The sequence below is a fragment of the Actinacidiphila sp. DG2A-62 genome (assembly GCF_035825295.1).
GTDB lineage: Bacteria > Actinomycetota > Actinomycetes > Streptomycetales > Streptomycetaceae > Actinacidiphila.
The window spans coordinates 6,710,001-6,726,739 of sequence record NZ_JAYMGI010000002.1 but is presented as its reverse complement, the minus strand read 5'-3'; the positions used below and the strand labels follow the sequence as shown (position 1 = coordinate 6,726,739).

Genomic DNA, 16,739 nt, shown 5'->3' with positions numbered 1-16,739 from the left:
CGCGACCGGCCCCGGGTCCGACCCCGGGGGCGGCGCCGCGGTCAGCCCTGCGTCGGGTCCCCGGGGGTGTACGTCAGCCGGACGACCTGCCCCTTGTCGCCGGCCGGGCCCAGGTCCTTGCCGTTGACGAAGAGCTGCACCGCGCCCGCGTTGCCCACGATGAGCTTGATCTTCTTGTCGTCGGTCCAGGTCTTGGAGTCGCCCTTGTGCAGGGACGCCTGGAACAGCTGTTTGCCGTTGCCGTCCATGGCCTGGATCCAGCTGGTGCCGCCGGCCGCGGTGACCTTGACGGTGACCTTGCCGGGCGGGGCCGCGGCGATGGCGCTGTTCGACGGCTGCGGGGGCTTGGGCTCGCCGTTGCCCTGCGGGGACTGGCTGGGCGTGGGCGTCGTGGTGGTCGCGCTGGGGGTGGCGCCCGCGCTGGTCTTGTCGTCGCCCCCGCTGCCGGAGACGACGGTGTAGCCGACGAAGCCGATCACGGCGACGATCGCGGCGATCATCGCGGCGGTCCAGTTCGGCCGCCGCGGCTCGGCGCGGATGCGCCGCTCGGCCTCGTACAGCGGCGGCACCGGCGCGGGCGTCTCGGGGCTGCCCTGCTCGGCCGCGTACTGCGCGATCAGCGGTTCCGGATCGAGCCCCACGGCGCGCGCGATGCTGCGGATGTGGCCGCGCGCGTACACGTCGCCGCCGCAGCGCGAGAAGTCGTCCTGCTCGATCCCCTGGAGGATAGGGACGCGTACCCGGGTGCGGGTGCTGACCTCGTCGACGGACAGCCCCGCTTCGATGCGGGCCTTGGCGAGGGCACGACCGACCGAAGGGCGGTCGTCGGAGGGCGAGTTGCCGATGGACACGAGGGCGCCTTTCGAGCGTGCAGCCACCTGCTGGAAGTTCAGTCTAGGGGCGGTCGGGAACGCGGGAGCAATCGGAGGGCCGTTTTTGTCCGCCACTCGGGCCGACCGACCTGTCCAGGGGCTGTTCCCGGCCGTCGCGCGAACCGTCCGCGCACCGGGGTAGACGACCGGGCGGCTAGGAAGGTTGCTCCTGGCCGCGGATGACCGCGAGGACGCCGTCCAGCTCGTCCGCCTTGACCAGCACGTCGCGGGCCTTGGACCCCTCGCTGGGACCCACCACGCCGCGCGACTCCATCAGGTCCATCAGCCGCCCGGCCTTGGCGAAGCCGACCCGCAGCTTGCGCTGGAGCATGGACGTCGAGCCGAACTGGGTGGAGACGACCAGCTCGGCCGCCTGGCACAGCAGGTCCAGGTCGTCGCCGATCTCCTCGTCGATCTCCTTCTTGGGGCCGCTGCCCACCGTGACGTCGGTGCGGTAGGTGGGCGTGAGCTGCGCCTTGCAGTGCTCGACGACCTTGCCGACCTCTTCTTCGGTGACGAAGGCGCCCTGCATGCGGATCGGCTTGTTCGCGCCCATCGGCAGGAACAGCCCGTCACCCTTCCCGATGAGCTTCTCGGCTCCCGGCTGGTCGAGGATGACCCGGCTGTCGGCGAGCGAGGAGGTCGCGAAGGCGAGCCGGGAGGGCACGTTGGCCTTGATCAGACCGGTCACGACGTCGACGCTGGGCCGCTGGGTGGCGAGCACCAGGTGGATGCCGGCGGCCCGGGCCAGCTGGGTGATGCGGACGATGGAGTCCTCCACGTCGCGCGGGGCGACCATCATCAGATCGGCCAGCTCGTCCACGATCACCAGCAGGTACGGGTAGGGCGCGAGTTCGCGCTCGCTGCCCTCGGGCGTCTTGGCCTTGCCGGAGCGCACCGCCGCGTTGAAGTCGTCGATGTGCCGGAAGCCGTACGCCGCCAGGTCGTCGTAGCGCAGGTCCATCTCGCGCACCACCCACTGCAGGGCCTCGGCGGCCCGCTTGGGGTTGGTGATGATCGGGGTGATCAGGTGCGGGATGCCCTCGTACGCGGTCAGCTCGACGCGCTTGGGGTCCACCAGCACCATCCGCACCTCGTCCGGCGTGGCGCGGCACATCACCGAGGTGATCAGGCAGTTGATGCAGGAGGACTTGCCGGAGCCGGTGGCGCCGGCCACCAGGACGTGCGGCATCTTGGCGAGGTTGGCCATCACGTAGCCGCCCTCGACGTCCTTGCCGAGCGCCACGGTCATCGGGTGGTCCTCGCCCGCCGCGTCGGCCGAGCGCAGCACGTCGCCGAGGTTGACCATCTCGCGGTCGCTGTTGGGGATCTCGATGCCGACCGCGGACTTGCCGGGGATCGGGCTGATGATCCGCACATCGGGGCTCGCCACCGAGTACGCGATGTTCTTGGCCAGCGCGGTGATCCGCTCGACCTTGACCGCGGGGCCCAGTTCGATCTCGTAGCGGGTGACCGTCGGGCCGCGGGTGAAGCCGGTGACGACCGCGTCGACCTTGAACTCCTTGAAGACCTGGCCGAGCGAGGCGACCACCGCGTCGTTGGCGGCGCTGCGGGTGCGGCCGGGACCGCCGCGTTCCAGCAGGTCCAGCGACGGCAGCGCGTAGGTGATGTCGCCGGAGAGCTGGAGCTGCTCGGCGCGCGGGGGCAGTCCGTCGCCGTCGGCGGCGGGCGCGGCGGGCTTGGTCAGGTCGGGTACGGAGCCGACGGCGTCGGCGGCCGTCCGCGGTGTCTGAGCGGCCCCGGAGAGGTCCGCGGTGTCCTCGGCGCGGGCGGCCGGGACCTGCTTGCCGACCTGCTGGGTGAGGTCGGCGACCAGCGGCGAGGGCTGCACGCCGTGCAGCACCGCGCCGTCGAGGGATGCGGCGGCCGCGGCCGCCACGTCCACCGCGTCCGGGCCCCCGGCCTCGGCGCCCGCGGTCTCGGCGCGGCGGCGGGGCCGGCGCCGTGGCTTGGGCTCCTCGTCGAACGATCCGTCGCCGTCCACGTCGTACGGTTCCCGCGCGGCGGCGCCGGAGCGGGCGGGCTGCTTGGTGAAGCGGGTCGGCAGCCGGCGCACCGGCGACTCGTCCTCGGGCAGCCGCCGCTCGTCCGGCTCCTCGTCGTCGAAGAAGTCCTCCAGCGGCACCGCGTCCGGTTCCGCGGGCTGCGCGTACAGGCCCAGCCGGGAGCCCGCCTGGCGCAGCCGGTGCGGAATCGCGTTGACGGGTGTGGCGGTGACGACCAGCAGCCCGAAGGCGGTGACGAGCAGCAGCAGCGGCACCGCGAGGAACGAGCCGACGGTGGAGAGCAGCGGGGAGGCGGCGGCCCAGCCGATGAGGCCGCCGGCGTCGCGCATGGCCCGGGCGCCGTCGCCGCGGCTCGGCGAGCCGCAGGCGATGTGGATGAGGCCGAGCGCGCCGATGGCCAGCGCGGACAGGCCGATCACGATCCGGCCGTTGGCCTCCTGCTGCTCGGGGTGGCGCATCAGGCGGACCGCGACCGCGCCGAGCAGGAACGGCACCAGCAGGTCGAGGCGGCCGAAGGCGCCGGTGACGAGCATCTCGACGAGGTCGCCGACCGGGCCCTGGAGGTTGGACCAGGTGCCGGCGGCGACCACCAGGGTCAGGCCGAGCAGCAGCAGCGCCAGGCCGTCCTTGCGGTGCGCCGGGTCCAGTCCGCGGGCGCCGCGCCCTATGCCCCGGAAGACCGCGCCGACGGCGTGCGCCAGGCCCAGCCACAGGGCGCGGACCATGCGGTAGAGGCCGTTGGTCGGCGAGGGTGCGGGCCTGGGCGCGGGTTTGGCCGCCGGTGCCTTCGCCGCCTTCTTCGCCGGCGGCTTCGAGGCAGCGCCCTTCGCCGCAGGTTTCTTGGCCGCGGTCTTCTTGGCCGCCGGCTTCGCCGGGGCTTTCTTGGCGGTGCCGGAGGTACGGGGGGCCATGGTGCCGAGATTACCGCCCTTGTGATCGCGGGACACGCGTGGCCGCCCATACGCCCGTTCGTGTCGCATCGGACAGATGAGCTGATTGACGGTCCGTCAACCCGGGGTGACGCGCCGGGGCGGACGCCCATTGCCCGCGCCCGGGCGGACGCCTCCCGCTGTCGCCCGGGTCTACTCCGGTCCCTGCTGCCTGACGATGCCGTCCCCGCCGGAACCGGGCGGCTCCAGCGCGTCCAGCGCCCGGCGCAGTCCGGTGAGTTTGCGCTCCAGGTGCGCGGCGGTGGCCACGGCCGCGGCGTCCGCGGACTCGTTGAGCTGCTTGCTCAGCGCCTCGGCCTGCTCCTCCACGGCGGCCAGTCGCGCGGAGAGTTCGGCGACGAGGCCGGCTGCGACGGCCGTCGCGACCGCCGCCCCGGCCGTTGCCGCCGGCCGCGGCGGGCACGCCCTGCTCCAACTGCAGCCGCAGCAGCGCCGCCTGCTCGCGCAACTGGACGTTCTTCATGTACAGGTCCACGAAGACCGAGACCTTGGCGCGCAGCACCCACGGGTCGAACGGCTTGGAGATGTAGTCGACCGCGCCCGCCGCGTAGCCGCGGAAGGTGTGGTGCGGGCCGTGGTTGATCGCGGTCAGGAAGATGATCGGGATGTCCCGGGTCCGCTCCCGGCGCTTGATGTGCGCCGCGGTCTCGAAGCCGTCCATGCCCGGCATCTGCACGTCGAGCAGGATCACCGCGAAGTCGTCGGTGAGCAGCGCCTTGAGCGCCTCCTCCCCGGACGATGCCCTGACCAGGGTCTGATCGAGCGCGGAGAGGATCGCCTCCAGCGCCAGCAGATTCTCCGGCCGGTCATCGACCAGGAGGATCTTGGCCTTCTGCACCATGGCCCGACCTCCTCGCCCCGGCAATGAGCCGGTTGCCGCCCCCGCGGCCGACTCCGTCACGCCGCCCGTCCTTGTGCCGGTCATGGTAGTCGCACCCCGCCGTTCGCCACACCCTGTCACCGCCAGGTCACTCAACACGTACCGAAAACGCAGGCGGAGACCAGAAGGTTCCCTGCTTTCCGGGCCGTCACACCTCACGCGGCACAGGAGTCGGCAAAGATCTCCCGCGCCGCGCGCCACGCGTCATCCCGCGTGCATCCACTGTTCCATGAGCGTGAGCAGATGGTCGGTGTCGACAGGCTTCGTCACATAATCCGACGCCCCCGATTCGATGGCCTTCTCCCGGTCGCCCTTCATCGCCTTCGCGGTGAGGGCGATGATCGGCAGGCCGGCGAACTGCGGCATCTTGCGGATCGCCGAGGTCGTGGCGTACCCGTCCATCTCGGGCATCATGATGTCCATCAGCACGACCACGATGTCGTCGTACTGCTCCAGCACCTCGATGCCCTCGCGGCCGTTCTCCGCGTACAGCACCGTCAGGCCGTGCTGCTCCAGGACGCTGGTGAGCGCGAAGACGTTGCGGATGTCGTCGTCGACGATCAGGACCTTCTCGCCGTTGAAGCCCCCGGAGAAGCCGGGGTAGGCGTCCGCGCCCTGGTCCTCCCACGCTTCGGGTCCCGGCTGCCGGCCGTTGCCCTGCGCGCCGTTCTGGGCGGCGCTCCGGGCTCCGTTCCGGGCCGCCGCGTGCGCACCGTCGTAGGCGCCGTCCTGGCTGCCGTCGTGCGGGCCCGCGGCCGCTCCGGCCGGGCGGCCCGCGCCGCCCCTGGCGCGGCCGGCCCCTGGCCGCCGTCGCCCTGACCGTCGCCGTGGACGTGGCCGTGTCCGTGGCCGTCGCCGTCCCCGTGGCCGTTCGGCTGCGGGGCGGGCTGGGCCGAGCGGCGGCGCAGCCGGGCCAGGCTGCTGCCCGGGCCGCGGGTGCGGCCGCCCGAACCCTGCTCGGCGTCGCCGCCCTGGCTGCCCGGGGGCAGCTGCGGCGCGGCGGGCGGCACGTCGCCCAGGCTCATCGGCAGGTACAGCGTGAACGTCGAACCGCGGCCGGGCTGGCTGTCGGCGTGGATCTCGCCGCCGAGCAGCCGGGCGATCTCGCGGCTGATCGACAGGCCCAGGCCGGTGCCGCCGTACTTGCGGCTGGTCGTGCCGTCGGCCTGCTTGAACGCCTCGAAGATCACCAGCATCTTGCTGGCCGCGATGCCGATGCCGGTGTCGGTCACCGAGAACGCGATCAGCGGCTGGTCCGGCTCGCGCAGCGTTCCCGCCTCCAGCAGCTGCTCCCGGATCGACTGCGGCACCTCGGCGCCGGCAGGCCGGATCACCAGCTCCACCGAGCCGCTCGCGGTGAACTTCACCGCGTTGGACAGCAGGTTGCGCAGCACCTGCAGCAGCCGCTGCTCGTCGGTGTGCAGCGTGACCGGCAGCTCGGGCGAGACCCGCACCGAGAAGTCCAGGCCCTTCTCCGCGGTCAGCGGCCGGAAGGTCGCCTCCACGTAGTCCACCAGCTGGACCAGCGCGATCCTGGTCGGCGAGACGTCCATCTTGCCTGCCTCGACCTTGGACAGGTCCAGGATGTCGTTGATCAGCTGGAGCAGGTCGGAGCCGGCGCCGTGGATGGTCTCGGCGAACTCCACCTGCTTCGGCGACAGATTGCCCTCGGCGTTGTCGGCGAGCAGCTTGGCCAGGATCAGCAGCGAGTTGAGCGGGGTGCGCAGCTCGTGCGACATGTTGGCCAGGAACTCGGACTTGTAGCGCATGGAGACCGCGAGCTGCTCCGCGCGCTCCTCCAGGACCTGCCGGGCGTCCTCGATCTCGGTGTTCTTCACCTCGATGTCGCGGTTCTGCCGCGCCAGCAGCTCGGCCTTCTCCTCCAGCTCCCCGTTGGACAGCTCCAGCGCCCGCTGCCGGTTCTCCAGCTCCGCCGAGCGCTCCTGGAGCTGCTCGGTCAGCTCCTGGGACTGCTTGAGCAGGCCCTCGGTCTTGGTGTTGACCGAGATCGTGTTGACGCTGATCGCGATGATGTCGGTGATCTGGTTGAGGAAGTCCTTCTGGATCTGCGTGAAGGGCTGGAACGCCGCCAGCTCGATCACCCCGAGCACCCGGCCCTCGAAGAGCACCGGCAGCACGATGACGTGCGACGGCGGCGCCTCGCCGAGCCCCGAGGTGATCTTCAGGTAGCCCGGCGGCACGTGCTCGACCAGGATGGTCCGCTTCTCCACCGCCGCCTGCCCGATCAGCCCCTCGCCGGGCAGGAACACCGTGGACATGGTGCGCCGGGAGAAGCCGTAGCTGCCGATCAGCCGCAGCTCGTACTCCTCGCCGTCCTCCGCGGTCTCCTGCACGAGGAAGAACGCGCCGTGCTGCGCGGAGACCACCGGCGTCAGCTCGCTCATGATCAGCGCCGCCACGTCGCGCAGGTCGCGGCGGCCCTGCATCAGTCCGGAGATGCGCGCCAGGTTGCCCTTGAGCCAGTCCTGCTCCTTGTTGGCCAGGGTGGTCTCGCGCAGCCGGACGATCATCGTGTTGATGTAGTCCTGCAGCTCCAGGATCTCCCCGGCCGCGTCGACGTCGATCCGCAGGTTGAGGTCGCCGCGGGTCACCGCGGTGGCGACCTGCGCGATATTGCGGACCTGGCTGGTCAGGTTGTTGGCCATCAGGTTGACGGACTCGGTGAGGTCCTTCCAGATGCCCGAGACGCCCGGTACCCGCGCCTGGCCGCCCAGGCGGCCCTCGGTGCCCACCTCGCGCGCCACCCGGGTCACCTCGTCACCGAAGGCGGACAGCTGCCCGACCATGGTGTTGATCGTGGTCTTGAGCTCCAGGATCTCCCCGCGCGCGTCCACGTCGATCTTCTTGGACAGGTCGCCGCGCGCCACGGCCGTCGTCACCTGGGCGATCTGGCGGACCTGGCCGGTCAGGTTCGACGCCATGCCGTTCACCGACTCGGTGAGGTCCTTCCAGGTGCCCGCCACGCCCGGGACGCGGGCCTGGCCGCCGAGGATGCCCTCGGTGCCGACCTCGCGGGCCACCCGGGTCACCTCGTCGCCGAACGCCGACAGCGTGTCCACCATCGTGTTGATGGTGTTCTTCAGCTCCAGGATCTCGCCGCGCGCGTCGACGTCGATCTTCTTCGTCAGGTCGCCATTGGCGACGGCGGTGGCCACCGAGGAGATCGACCGCACCTGGCTGGTGAGGTTGGAGGCCATGCCGTTCACCGACTCGGTGAGGTCCTTCCAGATGCCGGAGACGTCGCGCACCCGGGCCTGCCCGCCCAGCTGCCCCTCGGTGCCCACCTCGCGGGCCACCCGGGTCACCTCGTCGCCGAACGCCGACAGCGTGTCCACCATCGTGTTCACGGTCGTCACCAGCGCGAGGATCTCGCCCTTGGCGTCGACGGTGATCTTCCGCGACAGGTCGCCGTTGGCGACCGCGCCGGTCACGTCGGCGATGTTGCGGACCTGGCTGGTCAGGTTGTTCGCCATGAAGTTGACGGACTGGGTGAGGTCCTTCCAGGTGCCGCTGACACCCTTGACCTCCGCCTGGCCGCCCAGGATGCCCTCGGTGCCGACCTCGCGGGCCACCCTGGTGACCTCCTCGGCGAACGAGGAGAGCTGGTCGACCATGGTGTTGAGGGTGTTCTTCAGCTCCAGGATCTCGCCCTTGGCGTCCACGTCGATCTTCTGCGACAGGTCGCCGCGCGCGACCGCGGTCGCCACCTGCGCGATGTTGCGGACCTGGCCCGTCAGGTTGCCGGCCATGAAGTTCACCGAGTCGGTCAGGTCGCGCCACACCCCGGCCACACCTGGCACCTGCGCCTGGCCGCCGAGGCGCCCGTCGGTGCCGACCTCGCGGGCCACCCGGGTCACCTGCTCGGCGAACGACGAGAGCTGGTCGACCATCGTGTTGATGGTGTTCTTCAGCTCCAGGATCTCCCCGCGCGCGTCCACGTCGATCTTCTGCGACAGGTCGCCGCGGGCCACTGCCGTCGTCACCTGGGCGATCTGCCGCACCTGGGACGTCAGGTTGCCGGCCATGAAGTTGACGGAGTCGGTCAGGTCCTTCCACGTGCCGCTGACGCCGTCCACCCGCGCCTGGCCGCCGAGGCGCCCCTCGGTGCCCACGTCGGTGGCCATCCGCGTCACCTGGGCGGAGAAGGAGCCCAGCTGGTCGACCATGCGGTTCACGGTGTTCTTCAGCTCCAGCATCTCGCCGGAGACGTCCACCGTGACCTTCTGCGACAGGTCGCCGTTGGCGACCGCCGTCGTCACCTGCGCGATGTTGCGCACCTGCGCCGTCAGGTTCCGGAACGCCGTGTTGACCGAGTCGGTCAGGTCCTTCCACGTGCCGGCCGCGCCGGACACCTGCGCCTGCCCGCCCAGCTGGCCCTCGACGCCGACCTCGCGGGCCACCCGGGTCACCTCGGCGCCGAACGCCGACAGCTGGTCGACCATGGTGTTCACGGTGTTCTTCAGCTCCAGCATCTCGCCGGAGACGTCCACCGTGACCTTCTGCGACAGGTCGCCGCCCGCGACCGCCGTCGTCACCTGCGCGATGTCCCGCACCTGGGCGGTCAGGTTGCGGAAGGCGGTGTTGACGGAGTCGGTGAGGTCCTTCCACGTGCCGGCCGCGCCCGGCACCTGGGCCTGCCCGCCGAGCTGGCCCTCGGCGCCGATCTCGCCCGCGACACGGGTGACCTCGTCGGCGAAGGTGCGCAGCGTCTCGGTCATCGCGTTGATCGTCTCGGCCAGCTGGGCGACCTCGCCGCGCGCGCCGATGGTGATCTTCTGCGTCAGGTCGCCGTTGGCGACCGCGGTCGTCACCTGCGCGATGTCGCGCACCTGCGCGGTCAGATTGCCGGCCATCAGGTTGACCGAGTCGGTCAGGTCCTTCCACACCCCCGCCACGCCCGGCACCTGCGCCTGGCCGCCCAGCTCGCCCTCCGTACCGACCTCGCGGGCCACCCGGGTGACCTCGGAGGAGAACGAGGACAGCTGGTCCACCATCGTGTTGACGGTGTTCTTCAGCTCCAGCATCTCGCCGGCCACGTGCACGGTGACCTTGCGGGACAGGTCGCCCTTGGCGACCGCCGTGGTCACCAGCGCGATGTCGCGCACCTGCGCGGTCAGCCGGTACGCCATGGTGTTCACCGAGTCGGTCAGGTCCTTCCAGGAGCCCGACACCCCCCGCACCTTCGCCTGACCGCCGAGCTTGCCCTCGGTGCCCACCTCGCTGGCCACCCGGGTCACCTCGTCGGTGAACGCCGACAGCTGGTCGACCAGGCCGTTGACGGTCCGGCCGACCTTCAGGAACTCGCCGCGCAGCGGGTGCGCCGAACCGTCCGCGTTCTGCGCGCGCAGGTCCATCCGCTGGTCCAGGTCGCCCTCGGCGACCGCCGACAGCACCCGGCCCACCTCGGACACCGGCCGCACCAGGTCGTCCACCAGCGCGTTCGACGCCTCGATGGCAGCCGCCCAGGCGCCCTCGCCGGCCCCGGTCTCCAGCCGCTCGGTGAGCTTGCCGTCCCGCCCGACGACCCGCCGGACCCTGGCCAGCTCACCGGTGAGGTGCTGGTTGCGGTCGGCGACCTCGTTGAAGACGGCGGCGATCTCCGCCATCGGCCCGTCGCCCGCCACCGGCAACCGCCGTCGGAAGTTGCCGTCCCGCATGGCGGTGAGGGCCCCCAGCAGCTTCGCGAGCGCCGCGGCATCGACCTCGACGGTCCCGCCGCCACGGGATCGCCCGTTCTTCGTACGCGTGACCGTGCCCCGCGCCGATGCGCCAGACTCCACCGTGTCCTCCTGTGGGGTCGACCGACCCGCAGATGTACAACAGATGTGCAACCTTGCCGACTGCAGAACACGCCCAGTGTTTCACCCTCGCACCGCCCGGCCATAACAGTTCGGCAGCATCGCTCGCATCCGTGGCCGACTTCGGGGTGGAAACACCCGCAACCGGCGCACACGGTGTCCGCGGGGGTCAGTAACCTGGCTCTGTGATCGGGGGGACCCGCCCGTCCCTCCCTTCGCAGTGCCCGGCACACATCCCTGGGAGCCGTCGGTGAGAGTTCAGCAGCGCGGCGGCGCGCCCTGGAGCGGTGCGGGGACGTCCGGCCAGACACGAGCGGCGCTCGAGCAGGCACGAGCAGCGAGGAGAGCGGTGATCACGGCGCGGGCAGCGGCCACCTTCGAACCGGTGGGGCGGTCGGTCGCGGTCGCCCGCGCCTTCGTCCGCGACACCCTGCACGGCTGGGGCTTCGCCGATGTCGTGGACGACGCGGTGGTGCTCACCAGCGAGCTGGTGACCAATGCCGTCATCCACGCCGGCACCGCCGCCGACGTCACCTGCCTGCGGTACGACACGGCGGTGCGCGTCGAGGTCGCCGACCACTACCCCGAGCGGGAGGTGCCGCTGCAGTCCCGCGGCCGCCAGTTCCGCGACAGCGACAACGAGGGCGGCCGCGGCCTGATGCTGTGCGCCGCGCTCGCCAACCGCTGGGGTGTGGAGTACACCCCGGCGGGCAAGGACGTCTGGTTCCAGCTCGACCTGCCCGAGCGCCCGGCCGGCACCCGCTCGGCCGGCCCGGTGCTGCCCACCGCCGAGCTGCCCGTCGCCGACGAACGGGTCCGGGTCGCCGTCGTCCAGGTCGACGCCGACGGCGTCATCACGCGCTGGAACGACGACGCCGCCGACCTCTTCGGCCACGCCGCCGCCGACATCGTCGGCAAGTCGCTCGCCGACGTCACCGCCTGGCCGCAGACCCCCGGCACCGGCATCGGCCTCGCCGAGGCGCTGCGCCTGTCCCGCTGGGAGGGCACCTACGGGCTGCGCGACGCAGACGGCCGCGTGCTCCCCGTCTACGGCTCCCACCTGCGGGTCCGCGACAGCGCCGGCGCCCCCTCCACGGTCTGCCTGCTGGTGCGCGCCGAGGAGCGCGCCGTCCTGCAGACCCCCAGCCGCGGCCCCGCCGGCTCCGACGGCGGCGCCTCACGGCAGGGCAAGAGCGCCGACGCCTTCGAGGTGTTCATCGGCTCCCCCGCCCCCGACGACCTCGACGGACTGCTCCAGCGCACCGTGGAGCGCGCCCGCGACATGCTCGACGGCGACGCCGCCTACCTGCTGCTGGCCACCGACGACGAGACGGAGTTGGAGGTACGCGCCTCCACCGGCCTGCCCTCGGCCCGCCAGCGGTTCGCCCGCGTCCCCGTCGAGGCCGGCACCGGCCGCTACGGCAGCGCCCGGATGCCCGCGGTGCACGAGGACCTCACCGCGGCGCCCGGCGCCGTCCCGCTGCTGTCCGGCACGGGCATGCGCTCGGTCGTCACCGTCCCGCTGAAGGTCGAGGGCCGGCTCACCGGCTCCCTCGGCGTCGCGGCCGAGGCCCCCGGACGCTACTCCAACCAGGAGGCGCTGCGGCTGCAGTTCGCCGCCGACCGGATCGCACTCGCCGTCGAGAGCGCCCGGCTCACCGAGCTGGAGCGCCTGCGCCGCGGCTCGCTGTCCTTCCTCGTCGAGGCCTCCGACCTGCTGGCCGGCACCCTGGAGCGGGACCAGACGCTCGCCCTGATGGCCCAGATGACCGTGCCCACCCTCGCCTCCTGGTGCGCCGTCTACACGATGGCCGAGCAGGCGGAGCCCGAGTTGGCGTTCGTCCTGCACGAGGACGAGGACCGCATCGACGGCATCAAGGCGCTGCTGTCCCAGGTCCGGCCGCCCGACCCCGACCCGACCCCCGGCGCCAGGATCTGGACGGCGCCCTCGGACGCCGCCCACTCCAGCGCCCTGCGCGCGTCACTGCGCAGCCTGGGCGTCGGCAACGGCCCGTCCGGCGCACGCCCCGCGAGCACCCCGGGCATCGTCCTGGCCACCGCCGCGGCCGTGGGCGGGGAGACCGTCGTGCTGCCGCTGGTCGCCCGCAACCGCGTGATCGGCATGCTCACCCTCGGTAAACCCACCGACGAACGCTTCCGCCAGGAGATCCTGGAGCTGGCCGAAGATCTGTCCCGCCGCGCCGCCCTCGCCCTGGACAACGCCCGCCTCTACAGCGAGCGCACCGCCATCAGCCAGGCGCTCCAGCGCAGCCTGCTGCCGCCGGAGCTGCCCAGCGTCCCGGGCGTCGAGGTCGAGGTCGTCTACCGCGCGGCCGGTGAGGGCAACGAGGTCGGCGGCGACTTCTACGACCTGTTCCCGATCCGCGACGGCTGCTGGGGCTTCGCCATCGGCGACGTCTGCGGCACCGGCCCCGAGGCCGCCGCGGTCACCGGCCTGGCCCGGCACGCGCTGCGCCTGCTGGCCCGCGAGGGCTTCGGCGGCCCCGCCGTCCTCGAACGCCTCAACGCCGCCATCCTCGACGAGGGCGCCCGCAGCCGTTTCCTCACCCTTCTCTACGGCGAGCTGTGGCCGCAGCAGGACGGCAGCGCGGTGCTGCGCATGGTCTGCGCCGGCCACCCGCTCCCGCTGCGGCTGCGGCCCGACGGCACGGTGGAGCCGGCCGCGGACCCGCAGCCGCTGCTGGGCGTCATGGAGGATCTGGAACTGGTCGAGCAGTCGATCACCCTGGACCCGGGCGACGTGATGCTGTGCGTCACCGACGGCGTCACCGAGCGCCGTGAGGGTTCCCGCATGCTGGGCGACGACGGCCTCGCGGACGTCCTCGCCACCTGCACGGGCCTGACCGCCGGCGCGGTCGCCGCCCGCATCCAGCGCGCGGTGGAGCGCTTCGCCTCCGACGCTCCCTCCGACGACATGGCGATCCTGGCCATGCGGGTGCCGGAACTTCCCAAGGACTGAGCCCGCCGGCCCTACCGGAACACCGAAAAGAGAAGGCCCCCGCAGCGGCGGAGGCCTTCTCCCTTTACTTCCTCGGAGCCCCAATACGGAATCGAACCGTAGACCTTCTCCTTACCATGGAGACGCTCTACCGACTGAGCTATTGGGGCGCTGTCGGATGTGACGATCTTAGCCTATGAACGGCACCCCGGTGAAACCCGTTCAGAGCAGTCCGCCGAGCGCGTTGCAGGCGTCCGCGACATGCGTCAACTCCCGCTGCGTCAGCCCGGAGTGGACCGGCAGAGACAGCGTGTCCGCGGCCACCCGCTCGGTCTCCGGCAGCAGCACCCCGGAGCGGTGCGCCGGCATCCGGTGCACCGGTACCGGAACGCTCACCTCGGCCCGCACGCCCCTGGCCCGCAGCGCCCGCGCGAAGGCGTCCCGGTCCGGCCGGCCGTTTCCCGGGATGCGTACGGCGTACTGCACATACAGGTGGTGCGCCCCGGGCTCGGTGTACGGGACCACGACGCCCTTCAACGCCGAGTCCAGGAACCGCGCGTAGGCCCGGCGGCGGGCCACCTGCCCGGCGTCCTCAACGCTGCGGGCCTCCTCGACGAGGGCCAGCCCGTACCGCTCGGCCAGTTCGGAGAGCCGGTCCAGCGGCGCCGGGTGCCCGAAGACGTTCACCGGCAGCACGGCGGCGGTACGACTGGTGACGCTCGCCGAGACCGATACGGGGTCGAGGCAGAAGGTACGGGGGTCGATGTCCGCGAAGACCGGCTCCGCACCGGCCAACCGCACACCGTCGGCGGGAGCCCCGGGCCCGAACGACGGCACGATGACCTCGTCACCCGCCCCGATCCCCAACTCCCGGAGGGCGTCGCGGTACGCGGCGGCCGTCATGTCGGAAGCGGCCATGTGCCGTCGTCGTCCGGCAGTCGTCATCTGCTGCACGTCTCCACACCTCCGGCTGTCGAGGCGCCCAGGTTCTCGGCACGACGTGAACGCGGGGTAACGGGCAGTAAAAAAGCCTCAACCCCCGAGACCAAGCTCGGGGGTTGAGGCTTCTTCAAAGATTGTTCGGCGGTGTCCTACTCTCCCACAGGGTCCCCCCTGCAGTACCATCGGCGCTGAAAGGCTTAGCTTCCGGGTTCGGAATGTAACCGGGCGTTTCCCTCACGCTATGACCACCGAAACACCATGAAACACACCCACCCCGCCAACGGGTGGGGCTGGTTGTTTCAGAACCGCACAGTGGACGCGAACACACAGTCTTGTAGACAAGCCCTCGGCTTATTAGTACCGGTCAGCTCCACCCCTCACAAGGCTTCCACATCCGGCCTATCAACCCAGTCGTCTCCTGGGAGCCTTAACCCCTCACAGGGGGTGGGAGCCCTCATCTCGAAGCAGGCTTCCCGCTTAGATGCTTTCAGCGGTTATCCCTCCCGAACGTAGCCAACCAGCCATGCCCTTGGCAGGACAACTGGCACACCAGAGGTTCGTCCGTCCCGGTCCTCTCGTACTAGGGACAGCCCTTCTCAAGACTCCAACGCGCACAGCGGATAGGGACCGAACTGTCTCACGACGTTCTAAACCCAGCTCGCGTACCGCTTTAATGGGCGAACAGCCCAACCCTTGGGACCGACTCCAGCCCCAGGATGCGACGAGCCGACATCGAGGTGCCAAACCATCCCGTCGATATGGACTCTTGGGGAAGATCAGCCTGTTATCCCCGGGGTACCTTTTATCCGTTGAGCGACGGCGCTTCCACAAGCCACCGCCGGATCACTAGTCCCTACTTTCGTACCTGCTCGACCCGTCAGTCTCACAGTCAAGCTCCCTTGTGCACTTACACTCACCACCTGATTGCCAACCAGGCTGAGGGAACCTTTGGGCGCCTCCGTTACCCTTTAGGAGGCAACCGCCCCAGTTAAACTACCCACCAGACACTGTCCCTGATCCGGATCACGGACCGAGGTTAGACATCCAGCACGACCAGAGTGGTATTTCAACGACGACTCCCACCAGGCTGGCGCCCGATGATCACAGTCTCCCACCTATCCTACACAAGCCGAACCGAACACCAATATCAAGCTATAGTAAAGGTCCCGGGGTCTTTCCGTCCTGCTGCGCGAAACGAGCATCTTTACTCGTAGTGCAATTTCACCGGGCCTATGGTTGAGACAGTCGAGAAGTCGTTACGCCATTCGTGCAGGTCGGAACTTACCCGACAAGGAATTTCGCTACCTTAGGATGGTTATAGTTACCACCGCCGTTTACTGGCGCTTAAGTTCTCAGCTTCGCCCCACCGAAGCAGGACTAACCGGTCCCCTTAACGTTCCAGCACCGGGCAGGCGTCAGTCCGTATACATCGCCTTACGGCTTCGCACGGACCTGTGTTTTTAGTAAACAGTCGCTTCTCGCTGGTCTCTGCGGCCACCCCCAGCTCACACTGCAAGAGTGATCACCAGGTGTGGCCCCCCTTCTCCCGAAGTTACGGGGGCATTTTGCCGAGTTCCTTAACCATAGTTCACCCGAACGCCTCGGTATTCTCTACCAGACCACCTGAGTCGGTTTAGGGTACGGGCCGCCATGAAACTCGCTAGAGGCTTTTCTCGACAGCATAGGATCATCCACTTCACCACAATCGGCTCGGCATCAGGTCTCAGACTGTGTGCCAGACGGATTTACCTACCTGGCGTCCTACACCCTTACCCCGGGACAACCACCGCCCGGGCTGGACTACCTTCCTGCGTCACCCCATCACTTACCTACTACCACCTCGGGTCACCGGCTCCACCACTCCGACCTCGTCCGAAGACTCAGCCGACGGCTTCACGGGCTTAGCATCAGAGGATTCGATACTGGGCGCTTCAAAGCGGGTACCGGAATATCAACCGGTTGTCCATCGACTACGCCTGTCGGCCTCGCCTTAGGTCCCGACTTACCCTGGGCAGATCAGCTTGACCCAGGAACCCTTGGTCAATCGGCGCACACGTTTCCCACGTGTGTATCGCTACTCATGCCTGCATTCTCACTCGTGAACCATCCACCACTACCTTCCGGTGCGGCTTCACCCGGCACACGACGCTCCCCTACCCACCCACACAGCCGTTAGGCCTTCATGTGTGAGTGACACGACTTCGGCGGTACGCTTGAGCCCCGCTACATTGTCGGCGCGGAATCACTTGACCAGTGAGCTATTACGCACTCTTTCAAGGATGGCTGCTTC

5 protein-coding genes, 1 tRNA gene, 2 rRNA genes and 2 pseudogenes (1 of these 10 only partly in view) are annotated in these 16,739 nt (G+C 70.1%); 1 reads left to right on the top strand and 9 read right to left on the bottom strand.

Annotated features, from left to right (window positions below):
• Positions 1–41: 41 nt before the first annotated feature.
• The 5 genes and pseudogenes from VSR01_RS30200 to VSR01_RS30185 form a co-directional block, all read right to left on the bottom strand.
• Positions 42–851: a helix-turn-helix domain-containing protein gene (locus tag VSR01_RS30200; protein ID WP_326452193.1), complete on the bottom strand. Its 810-nt coding sequence runs from the start codon at positions 849–851 to the stop codon at positions 42–44.
• A gap of 175 nt (positions 852–1,026) precedes the next feature.
• Positions 1,027–3,810, bottom strand: coding sequence for an FtsK/SpoIIIE family DNA translocase (locus VSR01_RS30195; protein WP_326452192.1), 2,784 nt, complete (start codon positions 3,808–3,810; stop codon positions 1,027–1,029).
• Between the two features lie 171 nt (positions 3,811–3,981).
• A pseudogene (locus VSR01_RS30190) lies at positions 3,982–4,690 on the bottom strand (response regulator).
• 243 nt (positions 4,691–4,933) lie between these two features.
• Positions 4,934–5,311: pseudogene (locus VSR01_RS38025) on the bottom strand (response regulator); the annotation flags it as partial.
• The gene (locus VSR01_RS30185) at positions 5,290–10,530 is read right to left on the bottom strand and encodes a HAMP domain-containing protein (RefSeq protein ID WP_442785578.1); all 5,241 of its coding nucleotides are present in this window, start codon (positions 10,528–10,530) and stop codon (positions 5,290–5,292) included. The gene VSR01_RS30185 and the pseudogene VSR01_RS38025, both read right to left, overlap by 22 nt.
• A 367-nt stretch (positions 10,531–10,897) precedes the next feature.
• Here VSR01_RS30185 and VSR01_RS30180 point away from each other — a divergent pair, with 367 nt between their 5' ends.
• Positions 10,898–13,528, top strand: a complete 2,631-nt coding sequence (locus VSR01_RS30180; RefSeq protein WP_326452191.1) for a SpoIIE family protein phosphatase — start codon at positions 10,898–10,900, stop codon at positions 13,526–13,528.
• A 76-nt stretch (positions 13,529–13,604) separates the two neighbouring features.
• On the opposite strand, the gene VSR01_RS30175 is transcribed toward VSR01_RS30180, so the two are convergent.
• The 4 genes from VSR01_RS30175 to VSR01_RS30160 all read right to left on the bottom strand — a co-directional run.
• Positions 13,605–13,677: transfer RNA gene (locus tag VSR01_RS30175), tRNA-Thr, on the bottom strand.
• A gap of 52 nt (positions 13,678–13,729) precedes the next feature.
• On the bottom strand, positions 13,730–14,425 hold the full coding sequence (locus VSR01_RS30170; protein WP_326453900.1) for a DegT/DnrJ/EryC1/StrS family aminotransferase: 696 nt from the start codon (positions 14,423–14,425) through the stop codon (positions 13,730–13,732).
• A gap of 160 nt (positions 14,426–14,585) precedes the next feature.
• Positions 14,586–14,702: ribosomal RNA gene (gene rrf, locus VSR01_RS30165) — 5S ribosomal RNA — on the bottom strand.
• An 81-nt stretch (positions 14,703–14,783) separates the two neighbouring features.
• Positions 14,784–16,739, bottom strand: a 23S ribosomal RNA gene (locus VSR01_RS30160) (it continues 1,171 nt past the right edge of the window).